This window comes from Ruegeria sp. CE8 (assembly GCF_056537465.1).
On sequence record NZ_JBQFRP010000010.1, the window covers coordinates 128268 to 152261 of the forward strand.

The 23994-nt window shown below is 54.5% G+C and carries 18 protein-coding genes and 1 pseudogene; 7 read left to right on the forward strand and 12 right to left on the reverse strand.

What is annotated here, in order from left to right; all coding sequences use genetic code 11:
- The 5 genes from kynU to ACR0AA_RS16365 all read left to right on the forward strand — a co-directional run bounded on the left by kynU (position 1) and on the right by ACR0AA_RS16365 (position 6093).
- Positions 1-1197, forward strand: coding sequence for a kynureninase (gene kynU / locus ACR0AA_RS16345; RefSeq protein ID WP_480756452.1), 1197 nt, complete (start codon positions 1-3; stop codon positions 1195-1197).
- Between the two features lie 64 nt (positions 1198-1261).
- Positions 1262-1666, forward strand: a complete 405-nt coding sequence (locus ACR0AA_RS16350; protein WP_480663663.1) for a RidA family protein — start codon at positions 1262-1264, stop codon at positions 1664-1666.
- A gap of 748 nt (positions 1667-2414) precedes the next feature.
- Positions 2415-3290 carry a type IV pili methyl-accepting chemotaxis transducer N-terminal domain-containing protein gene (locus tag ACR0AA_RS16355; protein ID WP_480663660.1) on the forward strand — a complete coding sequence of 292 codons (876 nt, stop codon included), beginning with the start codon at positions 2415-2417 and terminating at the stop codon, positions 3288-3290.
- Positions 3291-3342: 52 nt separating this feature from the next.
- Complete coding sequence (locus tag ACR0AA_RS16360) at positions 3343-4233, forward strand: type IV pili methyl-accepting chemotaxis transducer N-terminal domain-containing protein (RefSeq protein ID WP_480756453.1); 891 nt, start codon at positions 3343-3345, stop codon at positions 4231-4233.
- Between the two features lie 165 nt (positions 4234-4398).
- Positions 4399-6093, forward strand: a complete 1695-nt coding sequence (locus ACR0AA_RS16365; protein WP_480756454.1) for a phosphate ABC transporter substrate-binding/OmpA family protein — start codon at positions 4399-4401, stop codon at positions 6091-6093.
- Positions 6094-6261: 168 nt separating this feature from the next.
- Here ACR0AA_RS16365 and ACR0AA_RS16370 read toward each other — a convergent pair whose 3' ends face one another.
- The 8 genes from ACR0AA_RS16370 to ACR0AA_RS16405 form a co-directional block, all read right to left on the reverse strand.
- Positions 6262-8067: an aminopeptidase P family protein gene (locus tag ACR0AA_RS16370; protein ID WP_480663654.1), complete on the reverse strand. Its 1806-nt coding sequence runs from the start codon at positions 8065-8067 to the stop codon at positions 6262-6264.
- Positions 8054-9049, reverse strand: coding sequence for an ABC transporter ATP-binding protein (locus ACR0AA_RS16375; protein ID WP_480663652.1), 996 nt, complete (start codon positions 9047-9049; stop codon positions 8054-8056). Before ACR0AA_RS16375 ends, ACR0AA_RS16370 begins: the two co-directional genes overlap by 14 nt.
- Complete coding sequence (locus ACR0AA_RS16380; protein ID WP_480663650.1) at positions 9046-10038, reverse strand: ABC transporter ATP-binding protein; 993 nt, start codon at positions 10036-10038, stop codon at positions 9046-9048. Before ACR0AA_RS16380 ends, ACR0AA_RS16375 begins: the two co-directional genes overlap by 4 nt.
- Before the next feature lie 9 nt (positions 10039-10047).
- Positions 10048-10905, reverse strand: coding sequence for an ABC transporter permease (locus ACR0AA_RS16385; RefSeq protein ID WP_480663648.1), 858 nt, complete (start codon positions 10903-10905; stop codon positions 10048-10050).
- Positions 10902-11843, reverse strand: a complete 942-nt coding sequence (locus tag ACR0AA_RS16390) for an ABC transporter permease (protein ID WP_480663646.1) — start codon at positions 11841-11843, stop codon at positions 10902-10904. Before ACR0AA_RS16390 ends, ACR0AA_RS16385 begins: the two co-directional genes overlap by 4 nt.
- Positions 11844-11899: 56 nt before the next feature.
- Positions 11900-13483, reverse strand: coding sequence for an ABC transporter substrate-binding protein (locus ACR0AA_RS16395; protein WP_480663644.1), 1584 nt, complete (start codon positions 13481-13483; stop codon positions 11900-11902).
- 144 nt (positions 13484-13627) lie between these two features.
- On the reverse strand, positions 13628-14215 hold the full coding sequence (locus tag ACR0AA_RS16400) for a helix-turn-helix domain-containing protein (RefSeq protein ID WP_480663642.1): 588 nt from the start codon (positions 14213-14215) through the stop codon (positions 13628-13630).
- 306 nt (positions 14216-14521) lie between these two features.
- Positions 14522-14812 carry a helix-turn-helix transcriptional regulator gene (locus ACR0AA_RS16405; RefSeq protein WP_480663640.1) on the reverse strand — a complete coding sequence of 97 codons (291 nt, stop codon included), beginning with the start codon at positions 14810-14812 and terminating at the stop codon, positions 14522-14524.
- A 132-nt stretch (positions 14813-14944) separates the two neighbouring features.
- Here ACR0AA_RS16405 and ACR0AA_RS16410 point away from each other — a divergent pair.
- Positions 14945-15627, forward strand: a pseudogene (locus ACR0AA_RS16410) (IS6 family transposase).
- Positions 15628-16033: 406 nt separating this feature from the next.
- Here the strand turns inward: ACR0AA_RS16410 and ACR0AA_RS16415 are convergent.
- Complete coding sequence (locus tag ACR0AA_RS16415) at positions 16034-17101, reverse strand: ParB/RepB/Spo0J family partition protein (RefSeq protein WP_480663638.1); 1068 nt, start codon at positions 17099-17101, stop codon at positions 16034-16036.
- Positions 17094-18479, reverse strand: a complete 1386-nt coding sequence (locus tag ACR0AA_RS16420; protein ID WP_480663874.1) for an AAA family ATPase — start codon at positions 18477-18479, stop codon at positions 17094-17096. Before ACR0AA_RS16420 ends, ACR0AA_RS16415 begins: the two co-directional genes overlap by 8 nt.
- 579 nt (positions 18480-19058) lie before the next feature.
- Here ACR0AA_RS16420 and ACR0AA_RS16425 point away from each other — a divergent pair.
- Positions 19059-20318: a replication initiation protein gene (locus ACR0AA_RS16425; protein ID WP_480663637.1), complete on the forward strand. Its 1260-nt coding sequence runs from the start codon at positions 19059-19061 to the stop codon at positions 20316-20318.
- Positions 20319-20356: 38 nt separating this feature from the next.
- On the opposite strand, the gene ACR0AA_RS16430 is transcribed toward ACR0AA_RS16425, so the two are convergent.
- The gene (locus ACR0AA_RS16430) at positions 20357-22663 is read right to left on the reverse strand and encodes a Tex family protein (RefSeq protein ID WP_480756455.1); all 2307 of its coding nucleotides are present in this window, start codon (positions 22661-22663) and stop codon (positions 20357-20359) included.
- 369 nt (positions 22664-23032) lie between these two features.
- The gene (locus ACR0AA_RS16435) at positions 23033-23971 is read right to left on the reverse strand and encodes a c-type cytochrome (RefSeq protein WP_480756456.1); all 939 of its coding nucleotides are present in this window, start codon (positions 23969-23971) and stop codon (positions 23033-23035) included.
- Between the last annotated feature and the right edge of the window lie 23 nt (positions 23972-23994).

Below are 23994 nucleotides of genomic sequence, written 5' to 3' on the forward strand. Positions count from 1 at the left end.
ATGCCCGAAAACACCGTTTACCGAAAGCATCTGTTCGATATTCCGGACGACGTAATTTACCTCGACGGAAACTCTCTCGGCCCGCTTCCCAAAACGGCGGCAGACCGCGCGCTGGCAACCATTCGGTCCGAATGGGGACAGGAGTTGATCAAAGCGTGGAACACGGCCGACTGGATATCTCTGCCCCAGAGGGTTGGCGATAAGATTGCCCGGCTGATCGGTGCGCCAGCGGGATCGGTCGCAACTGGCGACACGTTGTCGATCAAGGAATATCAGGCACTGGCCGCCGCTTTGAAAATGCGCCCTGAAAGGCGTGTCATATTGTCGGATGATGGCAATTTTCCAACTGATCTCTATATGGCGCAGGGGCTGATCGAAACCATCGACAAAGGGTACGAACTGCGCACCACGGCACCGGAAGATGTCGCGGACGCCATCAACAAAGACGTGGCCGTGGTCATGCTGACCGAAGTGGATTTTCGCACAGGTCGCAAGCACGACATGATCGAGATCACCCGCTGCGCCCATGAGGCCGGAGCGGTCATGATCTGGGATCTTGCCCACAGCGCAGGCGCGTTTCCCGTCAATCTGATCGCCAGCAAGGCCGAATTTGCGACGGGCTGTACCTACAAGTACCTAAATGGCGGCCCCGGTGCTCCGGCGTTCATCTATGTGCGGCCTGACCTCGTTGAAACGGTACAGCCCGCGCTTGCGGGGTGGATGGGGCATGAGGCTCCGTTTGCCATGGACCCACAGTACCGCCCGGCAATGTCGACCGAACGTTTGCGTGTTGGTACGCCTCCTGTGGTTCAGCTATCGATACTGGATGAGGCTCTGCAGATCTGGGAAGACGTGGATTTGCAGGACTTACGCATGGCCTCGGTCGCCCTGTCCGAAAGGTTCATTGCCGAGGTCGAGGACCGCTGCCCGCAGCTGCAACTGGCCTCGCCACGTGATCCGTCCGAACGCGGCTCGCAGGTCTCGTTTGCTTACGAGCACGGCTATCCTTCCATGCAGGCGCTGATAGACAGAGGCGTGATCGGCGATTTCCGGTCACCGGACATCATGCGGTTCGGTTTCACCCCGCTCTACCTGAACGTAGACGATGTCGTCGCCGCTGCGAAAATCATCGAGACCGTGATTCAAAACGAGCTCTGGCGAGACCCGAAATACCAACTGAGATCGCGCGTAACCTGAGATCGGCGCGCCAGCTTCGGCCCTCTTGCACACACTGCCCGAAACCAAGCGGAAGAGACAAAAGATGAACCTGAAAGAAATTCACCCCGACGGATGGGCCCCCGCACTTGGCTACGCAAACGGCATGCTGGCCGAGAACGGAACGCTTCATGTTGGCGGCCAGATCGGCTGGAACGCAAACAAGGAATTCGAATCCAAGGACTTTATCGGGCAAATGGAGCAGACCTTGCGCAATATCGTCGCCGTGGTCGAAGCCGCCGGAGGCAAATCAACGGATATCGCACGCTTGACCTGGTTCGTTAAGGACAAGGATGAATACCTGGCAAAACAACGCGAAGTCGGTCAGGCGTACCGCAGGGTGTTGGGCAAGCATTTTCCGGCCATGTCCTTGCTGATTGTCAAGGATCTGGTCGAGGATGAAGCTCTGATCGAAATTGAAGCCACGGCGCATATCTCCGGCGGTCGGTGACGGCAACAGCGTATGATTGAAGAGAAAGATCTCAAAAGTGAGTTGACCCTTTCGGATCAAGTTCACCGCTTCAATGCCATTATGCATTGCTGCCGCTGACTCGTCACGATGGAGGATTGGGTTTTTATCGTAAGTCACTGCTTGATCAACGGGCCTGGCCTAGGATCCGTTCGAAGGTGCCAAGATCAACGGCGCTGAATATCGCGCTCAATATGGCGAACCAGACCAGACGCCCGTGCTAGCTGGTTAAGATGTTTCCGACCTAATGATCTTCCCGTCCTTCTCAAAATCAGCCTGACATGGCCTGCAATTTGTAGAGTGGCAGGAGTATCGTTTGTATGGGACATTTATCCTGCGCTCTAGCAATCTTTGCACTACGTCGCGCTAGCTCTAATCGGATCGCATGTGCAACCAGACAAGTTGACCAAAGGTCCATCGCGGGAAACGGTGACGATCCTTGCTAAAAGATGGGATTTGTATCCGCGCCACTTACGCGGAAATCGCGAGGTCAACAGCCGCTCCATGGTATTAGCGAAATGACCCTCAAACCTGGCGCGTCCAAAGTTTTGTAACTGCACAGACCAAGATGCAAAAAAGGTAAACCGATTAATGGGTTCACCACCATTTAATGATCTAGGTCAAGGTGAATCACCCTAGGGCTGTATATTTCGCTCAACCCAGAAAGCACGCTCGTCACAAGATGATGGGTTGAGTCGAGACCCCAACCGGTAAATCCGGAGGCCCTATAATGTTAAGAAATGTGCTTGCGATCGCTTTGGTGCTGGTTGCTCCGACAGGTTTGTTTGCGCAATCCACGACAGTGCCGGCAGATTCTGCTGCACAGGCTGCAAACCGGATCAACATCGCGGGACGCCAGCGGATGTTGTCGCAGCGAATGGCAAAGGCGGCCTGCCTGATGGCTCAGGACATCAGCACAACCACGGCTTATGACCAGCTGACCCAGGCATACAGTTTGTTCATTCGTTCAGACAGCGCCTTGCGGAGAGGAGACCCGGAATTCGGGCTGGCCCCGGAAAGCTTCAGCGCTGTGCTGGCTGCGCTGGAAGAGATTGACTCGCACTGGACAGTCTATCGGAACATTGTTGACGCCGGGATCGAAAACGCAGCGATCGAAAGTGCGGATCTCGAAGTACTCGACAACGCAAGTCTCAATGTGCTCGAGTTTATGAATTCAGCGGTTTACACCACCGCGCAAGCATATGCTTCTGCAACCCCAGACGTTCCGCTGGGCCTTGCGATGACAATCAATGTCGCCGGGCGTCAGCGTATGCTGACACAAAAGGCTGTGAAGGAAGCCTGCCTGATGCGTGTCGCAACTGACCCCAAGGTCCAGGCCGCTCGGCTGGCGAAGACAGTGGATCTGTTTGACCACTCACTAGTGGCCCTTCTGGAAGGCTTTCCGTCCGCAGGCGTTATTCCTCCATCCAACCCAGAGCTTTCCCGAAAACTAAGAGAAGTATCCGATCTTTGGGCGCCCGTGAAAGCGATCCTCGATCGCGCGGTTGCCAAAGAACAACTGACGGACCGGGATCTCGCAGCTCTTGCGAGGGAAACTGAACCTCTTCTGCGCACGATGAACGAAGCCGTCATTATGTACAGGTGACCCCAACAAAACGACCTGAGACAGCCAACTCTCAGTACAAAAGGAAACAAAAATGATCAGAATGGTTCTGACCGCAACCTTCTTGGTCTGCGCAACAGTTGCCCCGCAGACTTCGATTGCACAGGACAGCACAAGTGTGGATCAGGTCACACATCGCGTGAACATCGCCGGCCGTCAACGAATGCTAACCCAACGCATAACCAAAGCCGCCTGCCTGATGGCGCGGGATGTGGGTTTCAACACGTCATTTGACCAAATGACTCAGGCCTTTGATCTTTTTTTGCAATCGGACCAGGGATTGCGCAACGGGGACTCAGATTTGGGTCTGGATGCTGAAAGCAATGACACAGTCATCAGCGCATTGGGGGCAATTGATTCACATTGGGCCGCTTATAAGGCGATCATTGAAGCCGGCATCGACAACGCCACTATTGCCAATGCAGAGTTGGATGAACTCGACAGCGCAAGCCTACGGGTGCTGAAGTTCATGAATATCGCTGTCTACAAAATGGCACGGGCCTATGCCTCTGAAACCGCGTCGGTTTCTCTGAACCTGGCCATCACCGTTGATATCGCCGGGCGTCAGCGCATGCTGACCCAAAAAGCAGTAAAAGAGGCCTGTCTGATGCAGGCGGTTGAAGACCCGTCTGAGCAGGCGGCGCGTTTGGCGGATACGGTTGAACTTTTTGATACCTCGCTGTCAGCGCTGCAGGACGGTTTTGACGATATTGGCGTCATTGCCCCGCCAACACCTGAAATCTCCCGAAAACTGCGCGAAGTCGAAGAGCTGTGGAATCCGGTGAAAAGCCTGCTGGAACGCGCGGTGAACGGTGAAGTGCTGTCAGATCGCGATCTATCAGTTCTTGCACGCGACAGTGAACCGCTGCTGCAGCGCATGAATGAGGCCGTTGCCCTTTACACAACGCAGTCCTCTTCGAACTGAAGGCATCCGTCGGGAGGCTGTAGCGGGAGCAACCCAATCCCCAGCCACCCGGTTCTTCGGCGAACCCACCAGGTGAATTTGGAGTGAAATCAGATGTCTCATGCTTCCCGGATTTCAAAATCGTTTCTGGCACACAATTCCAGACAATTGTTTGTGGTTGCCAGCATGTTCGCATCTGCTTTTGCAATAGAGGCAAACGCGCAAACGGCCAACGAAGTAGAACTGACCACTCATGACGGAGGCACAAGCGTCCGAGGCGTAATTCTGGAGTATGATGGCGCCACCTATGTTCTTCAGACAGAGTTGGGAATACTGACACTTTATGCTGCGATGCTCACGTGTTCCGGAACAGGCTGTCCCGGAGCTGACGGGACTATCGCGGAAGCGGAACCTGAAAAAGAAGTTGTCGACACACGAGTGACATTGGTCTCCCGGAGCGATGACACCGAGGTTATGGGGGAGCTGGTTGATTACAGCGACAGCTACTACGTCATTGAGACCCCGCTCGGCAGCTTTCAACTTTCCACTGATCGGGTAGACTGCGTTGGTGCCGCCTGCCCGGATCTGAAACTCTATGATCCGAAGATCGCAGTGCTTGGCGGATCCAACGCTGTGGACTTGATGATGCCCGCATTGCTGAGCGAATATGCGCTCGAGCGTGGTCTTCGATATCTGATTGAGGAGCAATCCCCAGGTCGGTCTGTTATCACTCTTCTGAGCGGTGAGGACGGTTCCGTGGTTGCCGAGATAGACATGCAGCCTGCCAGCGCGGCCGATGCCGTCTTCGCACCGGACATCACGATCACAGACCAACGGATCAACGCGGCTGCAAGTACAGAGCGGGAGTTCTTGCTTGCACTGGACAGTCGCGTTCTGATTGCCGGTGACAAGAACCCTGTCCGCGACCTGAGCATAGAAGAAATCGCGGCCATTTTGTCCGGTGATCTGCGGTCCTGGGAAAACCTGGGCGGGGGCAATTCGCCAGTCACACTACACTTGCTGGAAGGGGATAAACCGGCGCTCTTTTATCAGAAGGTCTCCGGCAGCCCCGATGGCCCGCTGGCTGCAGATACGGTATTTCATCCAAGTGCGCAGGACTTGATCAGCTCGGTCCGCGCAGACCGCACGGCGCTTGGTCTTATTGATCGCGTGCAGGTACAGCGGGACGGGGCCGACATGATGTCCATTCGTAAAGCCTGTGGGCTTATGTCTGAACCGTCCAATTTCGATCTGAGGATCAACAACTATCCATTGTCGCGCCCTGTCCTTGCATATGCCGCAGAAGAGAACCTGCACCCGGTTGCCGGTGATTTCCTTAAATGGACGCAGACAGATGCTGCGCAATCCGTGCTTGAGGATACTGGCTTTGCAAGCGCCCGACTTCAACGCATGAAGATTCAGGACATGGGCATCGCGCTCATCCACGCCGCTGCCGTGGAACCGGATTTCAGCGGGGATGAGTTTTCGTCAATGATGCAAGAGCTACGCCGTGCGGACCGCCTGTCGATCACGTTTCGCTTTGACAATGCCTCCAGCAACCTGGATGCGGAGTCGGTGCTGAACATCCGCGATCTGGCAGACCGGCTGCGCAACAGCGAATTTGACGGGCTGGAACTCCTACTTGTCGGTTTTGCCGATAGTGTGGGTGATGCGGGGCAGAATACGCGGCTTGCGCAACAACGCGCCGAGGCTGTGCGAGAGGTGCTTGCAAATGAGTTTGCCGCCGATGGGCTGAGCGGCTTTAACATTCAGGCACTCAGTTTCGGTGAACAGATGCCGCTCGATTGCAATGACACTGATGAAGGCCGGGCCAGCAATCGTCGCGTTGAGGTTTGGGTTCGGGTGCCTGAAAGCTCTTGATCAGGTAAATGCAGATTACTGTTTGTGCGTCGAACGGCGAGAAAGTTGTAAATGACGCCTGTCGCGCAACGCGCGAACAGTATTCAACCGATGAAAAGAAAAAGATCGTTCTGGATGGCCTGAAGGGTGAGTACAGCGCTGCGGGCAGTGCCGACGATATTGATCCCATCAAATTACCAAGCCACTGGTGGAGCCGAGCCAAGACAGGGCGTTGGATGACAGATAAGTACCGATCCGCTGTTTCATCTCCGCATGATAGGTGTTGAGCCAAGTCCGCTCGGCATTACTCAATTTGTCGAGCAGCAACATGTCCGTCTGGATTGGAATCCATGTGAGGTTCGAGAATTCCATAAAGCCATCTTCTGCCCGGACAATTTCGAACAGGTTCTCAATGCGAATGCCAAACCGGTTCGTTTCGTAATATCCGGGCTCAATCGACAAGATCATACCCGGTGCCAAGTCCACTGGGTTGTAAGGTTTTCCAATGCGTTGAGGATGTTCGTGAACCGATAACCGATGGCCAATTCCATGACCGGTCCCATGGTCGTAATCCAACCCCAGATCCCATAACGGCCGACGGCATATCGCATCAATGTGGTGACCTTGTGTACCAGCGGGAAAACGCAAGGTCGCTATTGCATGGAACGCTTTGAAAACAGCGGTATAAGCGCGGTCATACCCATCGGGTCTGTGTGCCCCGAAAGCGATACTGCGCGTTGCATCCGTCGTTCCCGTCTCATACTGCCCGCCTGAATCCAGCAGATATGTGCCATCCGGTGGGATCGGCACCTGATTGTCCGGGCTTGTCGCGTAGTGGCACATGGCAGCATTGCCTGCAGCAGCAGAAATCGTGTTGAAGCTTTCGCAGATAAAGCCCGGTTGCTGGCACCGGAAGGACAGGATTTTTTCCTCAGCCTCGCGCTCAGTCACTGGATGCCCTGACGCCGCACGGGCCGGCACCTCACGTGCCAGCCAAGCGCAGAACTCCGTCCAGGCGATCCCGTCTTCTATGTGACAGGCTTTCAAACCTTCGATCTCGGACTTGTTCTTTCGGGCTTTCGTCAATGCAATGAGGCTGCTTTTTGCTAGCTCCTTTGCACCGTTCTGTCGTAAAATGGATCGCACGGCTTCCGGCGAGAAGTCCGGATCGAACAAGACGCCCTGATCAGCTTGCACCTTATCCGCAAGCGTCGGCAGCAGTGCTTCCATGGGTAGCAAGCAAACAAAATCGGGCAAATGGTCGGTAATGTCCGCATCTATTTTTCGGTCCGCCACAAACCAAAATACCTGCCCCGATGCATCCGCGAGAAGAAAGGAATGCGGTATCGGATTGAAGGCCACATCAGACCCGCGCACATTCAGCAACCATGCGATATTGTCGGGCTGAGTTTCAATCAGCAGCGTCGCACCTTGCAAGCGCATTTCCGTGACCAGATCCGATATTTTTTTCGCTGAACTCTTACCCGCAAACTGCAATGGAAAGGGTTCGATCTTCCCCATTGGAGGGTCAGGTTGATCAGGCCAGACAGCGTCGACTGGGTTGGTCGCTGTCGCGACCAGCTCTGCCCCGGTCCCCGCCAACGCAGTGAAAAATCGGTCATACCAAACAGGCGGTAGATGCATTGCATCATAGCCAATTTTCCAATTTGTGACCGCAACTGATGCTAGCCAGTTCTCCGGCGGCTCGTTGTGCAGGTGATGGTGGGAAAAGGCCGGACCAGCGCATTGGTTTGCGGCTTGCACCACATAGCGGCCATCAACGAATATCGCGACAGTGTCCGGTGTCACAATTGCCATCCCCGCCGATCCGGTGAAACCTGTTATGTGGGCAAGACGTTCATCATGTGGGGCAACATACTCTGCCTGATGTGCATCATAACGGGGCAAAATAAACGCATCTAATCCTTGTTTGGCCAGTTCCTCACACAAAGCTGAGACAGTGGTTTTCTGGTCCGGGGCATCAAGCATGGGCATTTATCTCTTCGACATGATGACAGGCAACTTCGCCACGACCTTCAAAGGGCAGCAGTGCGGGTACCGTTTGTTTGCAGCCATCCGTGGCGTGGCGGCACCGGACATGGAATGGGCAACCCGAGGGCATGTTCAGGGGTGACGGCAACTCTCCTTCGAGACGAGCCACATTACCCCGATCATCGGGATTTAGTGTGGGGGCTGCAGAAAGAAGCGCCTGACTGTAAGGGTGTGCGGGAGCTGAGAACAGTGTCTCGCTGTCCCCAATTTCCACGATCCGGCCCAGATAGATCACAGCGACCCTGTTAGAAACGTGGCGAACGAGCCTTAGATCATGGGCAACGAACAGGATCGTCAGATCCAGTTCTTCCTGCAGCTCCAGCAGCAAGTTCACAACCTGGGCCTGGACAGAAACATCAAGCGCCGAAACCAACTCATCCGCAATCAGGACTTCTGGCTCAACCGCCAGCGCGCGCGCGATTGCGATGCGCTGGCGCTGCCCACCGGAAAACTCATGCGGAAGCTTGTGCTGCGCATCCTGAGGAAGGCGAACAAGATCAAGAAGTTCAACCACCCGGGCCGGAATCTCGGCCTCTGGGCGCATATTGTGAACGTTCAGCGCTTCGGCCAGTATCTGGCCTGCCGTCATGCGCGGGTTTAGCGAAGAATATGGGTCCTGGAACATCATCTGGACGCGCCGGTTATAGGTACGGTCAGAGCGGTTCTGCTCGCCAAAAACGTCCTGACCTTCGAATTCGATCGTTCCTTCGCTGGGGGCATGCAGGCGCACGATGCAGCGCGCCAGCGTCGACTTTCCGCAGCCGGACTCGCCAACAACGCCCAATGCCTCACCCTTGATCAAATCCAGGCTGATGCCGTTCAACGCTTTGACCACACGGCCTGGCCGACCCGAGGCGTAGTCCACCAGGCTGCGACTTAGAGGGAACCGCAGATGCAGGTCGCGTATTTGCATAACGGTGATCATGCAGCATTTCCTTTGGCGTTGATCACAGGATTGAAACAGGCCACATGCCGCATGTCATTGATGTGCGACAGGTCAGGCCGGTCCTGCACGCAAGCTTCGATGCAGGAACTGCAGCGAGGTGCGAAAGCGCACCCCGGCGGCAATGTGTCCAGACTGGGGGGAACGCCTGGTATCGAATAGAGCGGCGTTCGGGGCGGCAAATTCTGGGGCACCGACCGCATCAGGCCAACGGTGTAAGGATGACGCGGCGCACGCAGCACGTCGCGCACGGGCCCCTGTTCCACAATGCGCCCGGCATACATGACAGAAACACTGTCACAAGTCTGGGCCACCACACCCAGATCATGGGTAACCAAAACCACTCCCATATCCATCTCTTCCGCCAAACGCAGGATCAGGTCGAGGATCTGCGCCTGAATGGTCACGTCCAACGCGGTTGTCGGTTCATCAGCCAAAAGAAGTTTCGGATTGGCGGCCAGTGCAATTGCAATCATCACCCGTTGCCGCATCCCGCCTGAAAACTGATGTGGATAGTCTTTTAGACGTTCCGCGGCCGAGGGGATTCCAACGAGGTTCAGCATTTCGATAGCCCGGTCGCGCCGGGCCGCGCGCGAGAGGTCCGTATGCGTGCACAAGGTCTCCTCAAGCTGGAGGCCGACAGTCAGTAGCGGGTTGAGCGAGGTCATCGGCTCCTGAAAGATCATCGCGATCTCGCGCCCCTGAACACGGCGGAGTTCACGATCCGGCATCGGCACCAGATCACGACCCTGCCAACGTACTTGTCCAGAGACGTCCCCGTAACGACGCGCAAGCCCCATGATCGATCTCAGGGTAACGCTTTTGCCTGACCCACTTTCACCGACCAATCCCAGTACTTCGCCGCGTGTGACAGAAAAATTCACGTCCCGCACAGCAGGCAGCGCCAGTCCGTTGCGATAGAACGTTGTGTTCAACCCTTCGACCTCCAGGATCGGCATCTTGTCGTTCATACCCATCCCCTACCCTCGCGGCCTTAACAGATCGGCCAGCCCATCACCCAGCAACGAGAACCCAAGACCGGTCAGGACGATGGCGATACCGGGCATCAGGCTCAGCCACCAGGCGGTGGAAATGAAGTTGCGACCTTCGGCAATCAAAACGCCCCATTCCGCCTGCGGAGGTTGCGCGCCCAAGCCCAGATAGCCCAGCGACGACCCAAGCAGGATCGCCAAGGCCATATCGGTCATCCAATAAACGATGACCGGGGAAATCGCATTGGGCAGCAAATGGCGAAAGATGATGCGCCGGTCGGAATACCCCATAACGATCCCCGCCGCAGCATAGTCATTGCCCATCTGCGCAATGACCTCGGCCCGCATCAAGCGCGCATAGTAGACCCAGCCGACCACTGAGATGGCGATGTACATGTTGACCAGTCCGGGGCCGAGTACAGCGACAACGGCGATCACCAATACGAGGAAGGGAAATGTGATTACCGCATCGACGACCCGGCCAAAGATCAAGTCAGCAATGCCCCGATAGTAGCCTACCAACGCCCCAATCACGACGCCGATCACCAGCGCAAATACCGTGGCAAAAACGGCCATCTGCATGTTCACCTGATATGCCCAGATCACGCGGGACAAGCTGTCCCGCCCCAACAAATCGGTGCCGAAAGGATGGGCCCATGACGGAGGTTGACGCACAGCCAGATAGTCGATTGCGTTTGGGTCGTACGGCGCGAATGCTCCGGGAAATACGGCGAGCATGATCGAAAACCCGATAATTAACAGGCCAGCCACAAAGCCCGGCTTGCGCAATACCCGCCGCCATCTGGACGGGTTCTGGGTCACAGGATTGAAGGTCGCATCGCTCATTGCAGGCGCATCCTCGGGTCAAGGCGGCTTTGAAAAAGGTCCGTCAGAAGAAAAACCAGCGAGATGAGGACCGCGAATGTCAGGGTCAGTCCCTGAATCAACGGATAGTCACGGGCAAAGATGGCTTCGAGCATCAGTCGGCCCATGCCCGGAACGGCAAACACGGTTTCAGTCACCAGTGTACCGCTCATTAAATTGCCGATGGACAGGCCCAGCAAAGTGACCGTCGAGATGAGTGCATTCCGAAGAACATGTCGTCCAAGGATCAGACGTGCGGGCAATCCCTTGGCACGTGCGAACTGGACGTATTCTGCATCCAATACTTCGATGATTGCGCTGCGCAGATTCCGCATGATGATGGCCGAAGTATATAGCGCGACGGTAATCGAGGGCAGGAACAGGTGGTACAGGCGCTCTCCAAATGTGTCGCCATACCCGCCCACGGGAAACAGGCGCAACTGCGCTGCGAGAAAAGTCAGCAAAACCAGACCGATATAGAAAACCGGCATTGACAACCCAATCTGGAACACGGTGCGAATGACGGCATCCGGCCAGCGCCCTCGATTAAGTGCTGCGACAAATGCCAGCGGCCCGGCGATCAGCAGCGACAAAACCACCGAGTATATGGTCAGAAACACGGTGATCGGCAATCGATCTGCGATCACGTCGAGCACATCCGTTCGCATCAGAATTGAACGGCCGAGATCACCGTGCAGCGTGTTTCTTAGAAACAACCAGAACTGCAACAGCATTGGCTCGTTCAGGCCCAGCCTTTCCCGAATGGCCGCGATGTCCGCGTCAGACGCCCGGTCTCCTGCCATTGCGATGGCCGGGTCGCCCGGCAAAAGGCGCACGAGCAAGAAGATGATGATCATGACCAAAAAGAAGGTCGGGACCATCAGCAAAAGCCGTTTCAAAATGTAAGACAGGCTGGACAAGTCTACGCTCCGCAAAGGGCCCCGCCGCATCTGGCGGCGAGGCAAAAGGTCAGCTCTTATCGGCTGATTGTTGCTTCATCGAAGATGTTATTGCCCAGAGGCGTCTGAACATAGCCTTCGACGGTTGTACCAAGCGCGACTGCGAAGGGTGTTTCATACATGAACAACAACGGAGCGGCCTCTGCATAGAGTTCCTGCATCCTCGCGAACTTGGCCTCACGAGCTGCCGGGTCCATCTCATTTGCGGCTTCTTCGAACAAAGTGTTGAACTCGGCATTCTCCCAGCCTGTGCCTACGGCTTTGGCGGTGGGAGTATGGCCAAGCCAACCGACAACCTGACTGGGGTCATTTACATCATTGACCCAACCATAGGTGTGAATGTCGAACTCACCAGATCGGTTTTTTGCCCCGCGGGTGGCACCGTCCACCTGCTCGACGACCAAATCGATGCCCAAAGGTGCCCACATTTGTTGAAGTGCTGCAAAGATCGTCGCGTCATCGGCGGATCCCGCCAATGTGGTCAGGGTGACTTGCGTCCCCGGCTCAACCCCGGCCTCGCTGATCAAAGCCTTGGCCTTGTCCATGTCGTAACTATAGAGCGGACTCAGATCGGCAGCATATTGTGTCGCTTTCGCCATCAGAGGCGAGCTCATGGGCTGCCCAGCCCCATGCAGGACGACACCAATCAAAGCGTCTTTGTTGGTCCCGTAGTTCAGAGCCTGCCGTACGCGGGCGTCAGCAAGCGGATTGGGCGAGCCGTCTGAGCGTGTTTCACGCGTGTTGATCGGCGAGTAGATAATTCGGGTCGAAGGGTAAAGCTGCATACTGATTTTCGGATCAGCTTCCAGTTCAGCCACACGGCTGAACGGAATAAACTCTGCGGCGTCGACCTCGCCCGCCTGCAGACGCAGGATACGCGTTGCATCATCCGGCACGATCTCAAAATGCACATTTTCGAGATAGGGTAGCGGTTCACCGTCCGATCCCATGCGCCAATAATGCTCGTTCGCACAGAAATCCATCGAGGCACCCTGCTCGAAGCCGCACAGATAGAAAGGACCGGAACCCACTCCAGGTGCAGTTGCAGCAAAGATGGCTGCAGATTTGTCCTGATCGGTGTCACCAGCCGCTGCTTCAAATGCAGCTTTTGAGACGATCGCCGTATTAAAGGTGGACAGCATTGACAGGATAGTCGGATCAGGATCATTCAGAGCAATTGTGATGTCGTTTCCATCTGCCGTAACGCTGCCGATTGATCCTAACAATCCAGCCCAGGGGCTGAGGTCGGGGTTACGCGCGCGATCCAGCGAGAACACGACATCTGCCCCGGACATGGAAGAGCCATCTGCGAACTTGATCCCTTCGCGCAGGGTCAAGGTAACGCTCTTTCCATCGTCAGCGACCGAATAGCTTTCCGCCAGCCCCGGTTCCACTGAATTTCCATCTGTGTTGCCCCGCAGCAGGGTGTCGAACAGACTGCCCACCATCCATATGTCCGGATTACGATCCGCATAGATCGGATCAATCAGGCGAGATCCTTCATAGCGAGCAAAGTTGAGCGTGCCGCCACGTTCCTGTGCAAACAAAGGCATCGCCAATGCTGCGGCAACGGTCGCTCCCAGTACCATTCTTAGCTTCATTATCTTCTCCTCCCGCAAAGTCTTTGCTTTGTGATGAAGGACAATAAGTGATTCTTAGTTTTACTAAAGTTTTTTTTAGTAAAATAATAAAAAATTTTACTCCTCGTTAATTTCATACCTTTCGGGAAGAGAAATTTAGGCCCATCAGCCTGCTTCGGTCATCGGCGACGTAGTCACCCAAAGCTCAACTGCCTCAGCCTCACCAAGCACGACGGAGTAATGACGTACTGAGGTGTCATGATGAATCACATCACCTGGCGACAGGATGAACACCTTGTCCCCAAGGTGATATTCCAACTTTCCCGACAGCAGATAGCAGAACGCCTCGCCCGTGTGACACATCTTTTCTGACACATGCCCTGGTGGGCGATGTACGATCTGTGGGTGGAACAACGCGCCAGCAAACCCGGGGCCCAACTTTTCATAAAACCGGCCGCGTGTCCCAAGAGAATATGTCTGTCTGCTATCTTTCGCGACATATTCTGAAAAAACTTCGGGCACGCTCAACAACTGCTCGATGCTAGTTTGCAAGGCCGCAGCGATAGCCATCAGCGACGTTAGCGAAGGTGAGCTCAGCCCGCGTTCAACTTGCGACAGAAAGCCGGTCGTCAGATCGGTTGCCTTGGCGACTTGATCCAGGGTTTGTCCCATGGCCTTGCGCCGCCGTCGTATCGCCGCACCCAGTTCGGTCGGTTGCCCTTTGGCTTTGATACGCGCTGTCGGAGCCTGCATCCGATCTCTCCTGCTTGTCATACGGCTTGAACCATTCAATAGAAAATTAGCAAGAAGATCAAAATTTATTTTAGCTGAGCTAAAAAACAATGTGACGAAAGCTCTAACCTGGGATCAACGAAAATATCTACTGCTCGTCGCCCCCCCTCCAAAGAGATCATCCCGATGGAGAATAGACCAATCAAGCACAACCAAAACGGCTGCCCAAAAGGTCTTGCTATCAGCCATCGCATTAGCGGCACCCGTCATCCACTGATTGTGAACCCTGACCCCTGGCTTCACCAATGTAGCCAGAATGCTTGAAATCTAGACAACAGGCGGTGAGAATTGAACTGCCTTCCAAGTGAAGTTGACTCTGTTGGAGCTTCTCGTTTTGACAAACACAGACTTCACATGCGTCTGTGCAGCGGAAGTTGCCAGACCAAGCTGTTCTCCGATCCCTGGAGAGGTGAGTCCTGTTATCAGCAAATTGGAAACCCGGATTTCTGCCAGCGAGAGGCCATAGGAAGACCCAAATGCCTCCACCCGAAGTTGCTGCTTCCCGTCTGTGTCGATGAAGGTGATCAAGCATCCTGAAAGACTTTTTTCCAACTCCATGACGGCATCCCGAAGAGGGGACGCAATCATTGGAAATGATGTTGGTTGTGTCGCAAACTATGGGGTCTAGTTGACGAGCCTGCGTGATCTGAGGTTTGTACTGGTCGAAAAATTTTAACAGGTTATTTGAGCATGATCTCGTTAAAGGGCTGTCATTTCCCCAAAGATGCAGTTTTGTACGCTGTTTACTTCTATTTGCGGTACACGGTGTCCTATCGTGACTTGGAAGAGATCATGGCTGAGCGCGGTGTGCGAATTGACCATGCCACATTGAATAGGTGGGTTGTGAAATACTCACCGATCGTCGCAGCTCGTGCGCAATCGAAGAAACGCCCAACGCTGAATTCATGGCGCATGGACGAGACCTATATTCGTGTTCGCGGCAAATGGATGTACCTCTATCGGGCCGTCGATAAAACTGGGAATACTCTTGATTTCATGCTGTCTGAGCGTAGGAACCGTCCAGCAGCAGCACGGCTCTTTGGCAAAGCGCTGGCTTCCAATGGAATCCCGAGCAAGATCGTCATCGACAAAAGTGGAGCCAACGCGGCGGGCATTCGAGAGGTGAACAATATCCTCAATCGGTTTAGCTGCCCAGCCAAAATCCAAACGGTCAGGTCCAAGTATCTGAATAACCTGATCGAACAGGATCATCGATTTATCAAGCGTCGCGTAAGGCACATGTGTGGGTTCAAATCGTTCAGATCCGCATCAGCTACTTTGGACGGCATTGAAGTCGCCAACATGATCCGGAAGCGGCAATTCCCAGCAATACGACGTCTGGCTTCCAGCTATTCGCCGAGATCGCAGGATAGGTGTATCCAGTAAGTCGCTGACCTTGACCGTTCCTATTGTTTGCGACACATCCCTCGCAGCTCTCGTCATCTATTGGCGATGAGTCCTGACCCTAGATAGAACTAAACAGCTTTCAAAACTGCATCCTTGGGGAAATGGCAGCCTTTCAATGAGATGGTGCTAAACCTGTTCGAGAACTTTTCAACTGTGAGAAACCTCAGATTACGCGGGTTCGTCAATTAGACCCAAAGTTTGCGACACATCCCGAAAAATATTGTAAATGAAGCCTATCAAGGACTTGGTGCTCATTTTTTGCGCTTTTTGCTCACTGCTGACGACTACTGAATTCAAACCGGAAGCCTCCCCTATGATCTGTTGCCGTCGAAACCTGAAGTCGCGGAAGGCGCTCCAGGTTTCGCTGCGAAACTAGCTTAGGTGGCGTGCAACTTGCTTAACCAACTCTTGGGCATCTTCTTCAGAGACACCTTTCAACCGAATACGGATACGCACTTCGTCCGACGACAACTCTGCCAGCACATCCCCACCGCCTGGCAATTTGACTGGTGCCAAAGGTTTGACTTGCTGAGGGCGCCCCCCCCGCGACTTACTCTTGTTAGGCATCGGTGCTGCATTCATCGCACTTTCTAAGATTGCCCATTCGGACTTTGGATCCAGTACTTCCGCCTCTGCCAAGGCTTGCCGGAGCTCAGCTTGCGCGCCTCCCCGCAAAGCCGAAGCCAGTTTCAATCCTGCTTTTTCCGATAGCGCAACTGGATGCTGCAGTAAGTCCCCAAGCGCCTCATGAACAACTGCAAAGCTACGAACTTTCGATCGCTTAGCTTTCGACGCTGCCGCAAAGAGAACATCGACGGCCGCTTCGGTCGTGTCAAATATCCCCTGCCCCACAGCCAAAACCGCGATGCGCCCACGCTCGTAGGGGCTGAGGTTTGAGCGCAGCTCATTTTCTTCGACCATAGATACGTAGGCACCCTGCCCCGAACCCGAATCTCGCACAAATGCGGGAATTGTCGAAAAGCGCGGGTCATCTTCCGAAAGCCGCCGAAAAGCATCTAAGCGCCTAAATCCTGAGATCAGACCGTATCCATCGCCGTCACGTGAAACCTCAATGGGCGTTCGCAATCCGTGAGCACGTAACGACTCAAGAAGCTCAGACATGGCCTCTTCGTCTTCGACCATCCGATCTCTGCGGATAAACTCAGCGTCAATCTGGTCAATCGGCAGCATTTCAGCGACTAGGCCGGCTTCTTGCGCATCTCGCCAAAGTGCCGCGTCGTTTTGGTCCTGAGCCAACGCAACGCGATCCGTTACAGACGCCATTCCATTCAGGGTTGCTGCTTCGGCAGCAACCTGGGCGATTGGCGGTGTAGCCGCAGAGGCTTCAAACGGATTCAATGCCGGTTTCGCCGCGAAACCGGCCTCCAATTCTTCAAGATCTGCGGTATTTGGTGCTGTCAATCGCCTGCGCTTAGCCATCTAGCTGTCCTCCCATTTGGGCATCCCGCCACCAACACCCTATCAACACTTCTTTGAACTCGGCGTATGTGCGATCAAAGGTTTCCCGACCACGTACATAAGTGTCGCGGTTGAAATCGCGGTAGTCCGCCTCATAGATGCCGTTAACTTGCTCACCGGCCTGCCCCACTAAAGCGGTAAAATCCTGCCTGTAGGCATTCATGAAATCACCAAAATAGGCTTGGATGACGTTGGCCATATCTGTCTGTTGGCTCGCATCAAATCGAGTGATAATGGCTCGGACCACATCCCATTCAAACTTCAATTCGGGCAATCCGGCCGCTCGCTGCGCAGCGTTTTCGCCATCTTCGATGCTCGCAAAGGTCGTGTAGAGCATATCAAAGAACCGGCCGGTTGAATCGAACTCCAGGAATGAAGCCCCTAATGGCACCAAGAGAATATCAGCAGCCGCCAAAGCGTTGATCGTTAGGTACCCAAGTGCAGGAGGCGTATCAACGAAAACGACATCATAGTCGTTAAGCACGCCTTCATCTTCCAGGAAATTGGTGAGCCCATCCCAAAGCGGCCAACTTCGAAGCCCCATACGCCATACGGGTATCTGAAACTCCGCCCAGTACAGGTTTAACTGCGCTCCAATAAGATCGATATTGGGCCAATGTGTTTTCTGGATAACGTCACTAGGCTTTGTATTCAGGGCTTCCTGCAACGTTTCATCCAGGGGAATTTCAGGCTGCCCCCCTACCTGCCGTACGCGGTTTTCTTCCTGCACAGCCCGCGCGTAGTCCTTGGCAATGAGTGGAAAGACAGTCTGCCACTCGTCGGCGACAGATCCCCCGAGAATCGAAGTCATGGATCCCTGACTATCCAAATCAATGACAAGGACCTTGTATCCATCCAATGCCGCAGACATTGCAAGATGAGCAGCTGTTGACGTCTTTCCCACGCCGCCCTTAAAATTCGCAACAGAAACGACCTTGGCGGGCAACCCTTCCGGACGATAAGGCAAATATTCTTTGGTGCTGACACCTTCCGCAGCAAAGTACTTCCTGAGTGTTAGAACTTCGTCGAGTGTAAACCACTTGGAACCCGCTTCACCTTCGCCCTGCGGAAGCTCCGGATTGGCCTTGAGGACACGCCTCAGATGGGCGGGTGCAACCGGTATCAGATACTTTGTAATCTCCCAGATTGAAAAACGCCGCAATCTCTTTTCCCCGTCGGGCGCATACCCTCGCCGTGCCAAATCTTCACGTCCTTTGGCGCAGAACGTAGCTGCTTTCGCGAATCGTGTTGTGCCAATAGGATCTGGTAACTTCGCCGCCGCACTTTCCGGGTCGAGATTAAGATAAGGAGGTAGGGGAGGTTGGTTCGTTTTGCTCACTGTCGATGCCTCAGCTAATGTTCGCCTTGCCGGCGTATATGGGGCAATGTAGCGAACATTACCTTGCGAGGCTATCCTGTGAATGCGAGTTTTCCACAGAAATTGCGCCTCAAGCATGGTTTCGCCACGAAACTGAGAAAAAAATGAAAAGAGGAAGCACTAAACAGTTTATTCTTTTTATATAGTTTAGACTCTTTGCGAATAAAATATTGTTTAAAAACAATGCCTAATGGTACATAGGGGACCCGAATACAGGCCGAAAGGTACCAGAGTCCGGGATTAAAGGTACCCGGATACGGGTTCAATAGCACCGAACGTCGGGAAGAAGGGCTCCGATTCTCAGGACGTCAGTTTTCCAGCGATTTCAGGCTCTAATTTTGACTTTCAGAGGCGCAATTCGTTCATTGATTCGTTGGGTGAGAATCCCAAAACGACTCTTTCTGGGGATAACTCTGTTCAGTGTTCGGTTAGGTACCCAAATGCGGGTTGGGCCAAATCCCGTATATTGGTACCCAATAAAGATTGAACTAAAGGTACCTTTCGTGCCAAGAATCAGAAAACGAGCAGCCAGGCAGAATCATGCCGGATACAGAACTTAACATGGACCAGCTCTCCGGGGCTTTGCGCCGGGAGACGGTAAAGAAGAACGTCGCTGCGATTCATATCAGCGGCAAGCTGACCTTGTTGCAACGTAAGCTATCGAATGTTCTGTTGCTCAACGCATACGACGCTTTGACCTCGGCGCCGACACATACTATCGATGCGCGGACATTGGCGATGATGGTCGGGTACAATTCCAACGACTTTGACACTCTGCGGGCCAGTCTGCGCGCACTGGCTGAAACCGTCGCTGAGTGGGACATGCTGGATGAACAAGGCCGCCAGGAATGGGGCGTCTCGTCGCTTCTTAGTTTTGCCAAGTTGAAGAATGGAGTGTGTGAATATGCGTATTCCCCGGCTTTAGCGCAAAAACTGTATGATCCGAAAATCTACGCGTTGATAAATGTTCAAATTCAGCGGAACTTCAGTTCCGGTCATGGATTGGCGCTCTACGAAAACTGCTATCGGTTTGTGCGGACCGGGTCCACGGGATGGTGGGCGCTTGACGTATTTCGAAAGCTCATGGGAGTGGATGGCAGCGACTACTACAGCAGCTTTAAGCATCTGAATGCCAAGATAATTAAACCTGCCGTCGCTGAAGTGAACAAAAGCTCTGACATACTCATAGAGCCTGAGTTTCAGAAAAAGGGACGGACCGTTACGGACATTCGCTTCTTGATAAAAGGAAACCCGCAGAAAGCGATGTTTGAAATAGATGATAGCGATGGTGTCCGGAACCTATCGATTTACAAAACGCTGCGGAAACAGGGCGTTTCAGACCGTCTTGCGCGTCAGTGGATATCGGAGCACGGAGAGGACTACGTCCAACAAAAGCTGGACTATGTAAACCGGCAGGAGGGGGTGAAGTCGGCGCTAGGTTATTTGTCGGCGGCTATGCGGGATGATTACATTACAGCCAAAAAAGAGCCCGAGATTGTGCCGAGTCCGGAAGCAGTGGAAGTGGCTCAACTCAGGGATGCCGAAAAGCAAAAGCAAGACAGGGAATACGAAGCGCGAGCGGCCGAACGTACCGAGCGGGCCAGGAAGCTGGCAGTGGTGGAAGACTTGGTTTCGCGGCGAAACCCCACACAAAGAGATGCAGACAAGCGGTTGTTCGTGTCAGGGCTCGATAATGATCTCGACCGTGAGCACTTTCGGGCTCACGGTTGGCGATCGGGTCTAAACGCAACAAAAATATTCGAATTTTGGGAGGAACTGGAGCCAGACGCATTCACATAGTATCATTCAGGAAGGACTGGTAAAACGTCACTCAATCCCTATCGATTTTTCATAGCCGACCTGAGCGCATCTCCAAGGGCGCTGTGATGTGCATTCTTGTCAGATTTTGCGTGTTGCGGGCTTTTACCTTTTGCCGCGTAAGGACGTTTTCCAGGAGCATTTGCTTCACGATCCCGGCGCCCCGAAGCTCCACCGTCCTTTCGCATGGTTAACCCAATACGCTTACGTTGTACATCTACCTCAACAACGGTCACTTTGACAACTTGCCCGGTCTTAACCACTTCATGAGGGTCTTTGACAAATCGATCGGCAAGCTGGCTGACATGCACCAGACCGTCCTGATGCACACCGATATCGACAAAAGCGCCGAATGCAGCAACGTTGGTGATCGTACCTTCCAACACCATTCCGGGCTTCAAATCGGTTATTTCTTCGACCCCATCGGTGAACGATGCGGTCACGAAACTGGGGCGTGGATCCCGACCCGGTTTCTCCAACTCAGAGAAAATGTCCAACACAGTTGGAAGGCCAAAGTTCTCATCCACGAAACGCTCGGCATGCAGACCCTTCAATGCGCCATCGTGACCCATGATCTGGCGAATATCGCGACCACAGGCTGATACGATCCTTTGGGCGACGTCATAGGCCTCAGGGTGGACCGAAGACGCATCCAGCGGTTCCCACCCGTCACGTATCCGCAAAAAACCCGCGCATTGTTCGTAGGCGCGAGGACCCAGGCGTGCGACCTTCAAAAGCTCTTTTCGGGACCTAAACGCGCCATTCAAATCCCGGTGCAGGACGATGGCCTCAGCCAATCCGGGTCCAAGGCCAGAGACGTGTGAGAGTAGGGGGGCAGAGGCCGTGTTCAGGTCTACGCCCACCGCATTCACGACGTCTTCGATGACCGAGGCCAGCGACTGCGATAAACGATGCTGGTCAACATCATGTTGGTATTGCCCAACGCCGATGGACTTAGGTTCAATCTTAACGAGTTCGGCCAATGGGTCCTGCAAACGCCGTGCGATCGACACAGCTCCGCGAAGCGAGACATCGAGATCAGGGAATTCTCGCGCGGCTAGTTCTGAAGCCGAGTACACGGACGCACCGGCTTCGGACACTACAACCTTTGTGGGCGCCGTGACAGTTTTGGGCAGCAGCTTCAGAGTATCGGAAACCAGCTTTTCTGTTTCGCGACTTGCCGTGCCGTTGCCAATGGCGATCAGCTCGATCTTGTGAGCCGAAATCAGGTTCAGGATGGCTGCCTGCGCGCCGTGCAGGTCTTTTTTGGGCTGAAAGGGGTACAGCGTGTCCGTCGCAACCACTTTACCGGTTGCATCAACGACAGCGGCTTTGACGCCGGTGCGGATTCCCGGATCCAAGCCCAGAGTTGGTCTCGCGCCGGCCGGTGCGGCGAAAAGTAAGTCTTTGAGATTTCTGGAAAAAACGTGAATTGCCTCTTCCTGAGACCGACTGCGCAGATCGGCCATCAATTCGACCATCATCGACAGAGAGAGTTTTACCCGCCAGGTCCAGCCGGCAACTTTGCGCAGCCAGGTGTCTCCGGGAGCATCGCTGCGGGTTTGCAGATGGGCTGCAACGATGGCCTCGGCCCGCGTGGCGCCGGCATCGGGTTCAGGAGAGATATCCAGTGTCACGATGCCTTCTTTCGACGCGCGCAACATGGCCAGCGCGCGGTGAGATGGCGTTTTGGACCAGAGCTCGGTGTGATCAAAGTAGTCGCTGAATTTCGCGCCTTCCTGTTGCTTGCCGTCAATCACTTTCGAGGTCAGCAAAGCTTCGCGTTGCATAAAAGAGCGCAGCTCTCCCAGAAGGGAGGCATTTTCGGTCAGACGCTCGGTGACTATGTCCCGAGCGCCATTGAGTGCGTCCTTTGTGGTTGGAACTGCTGCGGTGACATAGGTCTGGGCCAACTCTTCGGGATCAGCAGAACGGTTTGCCAGAATGGCGTCCGCAAGTGGCTCCAACCCGTTTTCTCGCGCAATCATCGCCTTGGTGCGACGCTTGGGTTTGTAGGGCAGATAGATGTCTTCCAACTGGGCTTTGGTATCCGCCTGCGCGATAGACTTGGCCAAATCATCCGTCAACTTGCCCTGATCCTTGATCGAACTCAGGATCGTCTCGCGACGGGCTTCCAATTCACGCAAATATGTCAGGCGGTCCGACAATGTCCGAAGTTGTGTGTCGTCCAATCCGCCCGTCACCTCTTTGCGGTAGCGGGCGACGAAGGGAACTGTAGCCCCTTCGTCCAGCAGCTTGACCGCGGCGCCGACCTGTTCGGGGCGGGCGTTGATTTCGGTGGCGATGGTGCGGGCGATGCGGTCCAAGGGGGCCTCCTGTCTTCAGTTGGGAGGAACTTCTTAGCCAGCCGAATCGCAGAGGGAAAGGGTATATCGCAACCGCAAGCCCCGTTCGGCCAAATCCAGCAAATCATCGTGTAGGGTTTTCGCGACCTCGACACAGCCGCGGGCTGTGTCGCGCGCATGAGGTGCATGTCTGTGGATCTCACGTTTGGTTAACAATGCCCGTCTTAGCCGCGTGTTCCGGATCAATACCGGACTCGGTCAGAATAGAATGGCTGAGATTCCTGATGTCCGCCAGTGTCAGTTTGGCCCTGCCGCTCCCTTGCCTGAGGGTAGACAAGGGACAGCGTGGCAATTCGGACAATCGAAACCCGGGTTCCACTGAGCCAAGGGTTAGCCCCGAGATTCTGCCTGCAAATAGGCGATCACGTCGGCAATATCCTTGGCGTTTGTGAGGCCAGAGAACTGCATCCTGTTTCCGGGAATGGCACCCTTGGGATCAGCCAGAAACGCGGCAAGAGTTTCGGTTGTCCAGACCGTGCGGGACTGTCGCAAGGGGACAGAGTATCCGTAACCGGGGGTCTGGCCAGCAGCCGATCCGATTATACCATGCAGCGACGGGCCAACTTCGTGCAGTCCTTGTTTCAGCTGATGACAGGCCCGGCACTTGCGAAACACTTTCTTGCCCGCTTTGATATCGCCATCTACGGCGGCCACAGTAATCGGAACGACCGGCACAATGTTGGATTGTCTGCCATCCGCGTTGAAGACCAACCGCGCTGTGACCGGAACAGTTCTAGTGATGCCGGGCAGGTTGGCCAGTTCCATCAGCCTGTCAACACCCGCATTGACGCCAGCGTCTTCGGTACTGAGGAACACCATGTCGTTGGTGGATACCATCACCGACGTCTCGGACAGGCGGACGGCAAACATCTCAGCGTCAAATTCGACATTTGTTCCGACCAGAGACAAAACGGCCTCAACGTCAATTGTTGTGGTTTGACCAACGCCGAGGGTCGAAATTTCGCCGATGTCAAATTTTGCAGTAAGCGAAGCGGTTCCTGCATTGCGGAATACGTGCGCGATCATCCGTTCGTTGCGAATGTCGACATTGGTCTCGACCGAGGACAGGTCGATCTCAATTTCGGCTTTGCCGTCCGGGCTGACGTGACCCGAGAGTTTTGTGAAGGAATTGACCTCGCCAATAGTGTCTTTCTTGATTGTGCCATAGGCCAAATGCGACCCTTCCGAGGCCAACGTCCAACTGTCGGCCAACGCCTGGGTTGCAACAATTGCCGACGCAATCGTGACCGCCTTCAACAGAAGTTTCATTTCATTCCTCCAACATATGTGTC

Bases quoted from the DNA above. Each gene is read 5' to 3' on its own strand.
- ACR0AA_RS16400 (WP_480663642.1), bottom strand. From the start codon at position 14,215: ATGCAGGCTCCGACAGCGCGTATCAAAGCCAAAGGGCAACCGACCGAA.
- ACR0AA_RS16350 (WP_480663663.1), top strand. From the start codon at position 1,262: ATGAACCTGAAAGAAATTCACCCCGACGGATGGGCCCCCGCACTTGGC.
- ACR0AA_RS16370 (WP_480663654.1), bottom strand. From the start codon at position 8,067: ATGCCCATGCTTGATGCCCCGGACCAGAAAACCACTGTCTCAGCTTTG.
- ACR0AA_RS16360 (WP_480756453.1), top strand. From the start codon at position 3,343: ATGATCAGAATGGTTCTGACCGCAACCTTCTTGGTCTGCGCAACAGTT.
- ACR0AA_RS16435 (WP_480756456.1), bottom strand. From the start codon at position 23,971: ATGAAACTTCTGTTGAAGGCGGTCACGATTGCGTCGGCAATTGTTGCA.
- ACR0AA_RS16380 (WP_480663650.1), bottom strand. From the start codon at position 10,038: ATGAACGACAAGATGCCGATCCTGGAGGTCGAAGGGTTGAACACAACG.
- ACR0AA_RS16425 (WP_480663637.1), top strand. From the start codon at position 19,059: ATGCCGGATACAGAACTTAACATGGACCAGCTCTCCGGGGCTTTGCGC.
- ACR0AA_RS16395 (WP_480663644.1), bottom strand. From the start codon at position 13,483: ATGAAGCTAAGAATGGTACTGGGAGCGACCGTTGCCGCAGCATTGGCG.
- ACR0AA_RS16365 (WP_480756454.1), top strand. From the start codon at position 4,399: ATGTTCGCATCTGCTTTTGCAATAGAGGCAAACGCGCAAACGGCCAAC.
- ACR0AA_RS16355 (WP_480663660.1), top strand. From the start codon at position 2,415: ATGTTAAGAAATGTGCTTGCGATCGCTTTGGTGCTGGTTGCTCCGACA.
- ACR0AA_RS16405 (WP_480663640.1), bottom strand. From the start codon at position 14,812: ATGGAGTTGGAAAAAAGTCTTTCAGGATGCTTGATCACCTTCATCGAC.
- ACR0AA_RS16375 (WP_480663652.1), bottom strand. From the start codon at position 9,049: ATGATCACCGTTATGCAAATACGCGACCTGCATCTGCGGTTCCCTCTA.
- ACR0AA_RS16415 (WP_480663638.1), bottom strand. From the start codon at position 17,101: ATGGCTAAGCGCAGGCGATTGACAGCACCAAATACCGCAGATCTTGAA.
- kynU (WP_480756452.1), top strand. From the start codon at position 1: ATGCCCGAAAACACCGTTTACCGAAAGCATCTGTTCGATATTCCGGAC.
- ACR0AA_RS16385 (WP_480663648.1), bottom strand. From the start codon at position 10,905: ATGAGCGATGCGACCTTCAATCCTGTGACCCAGAACCCGTCCAGATGG.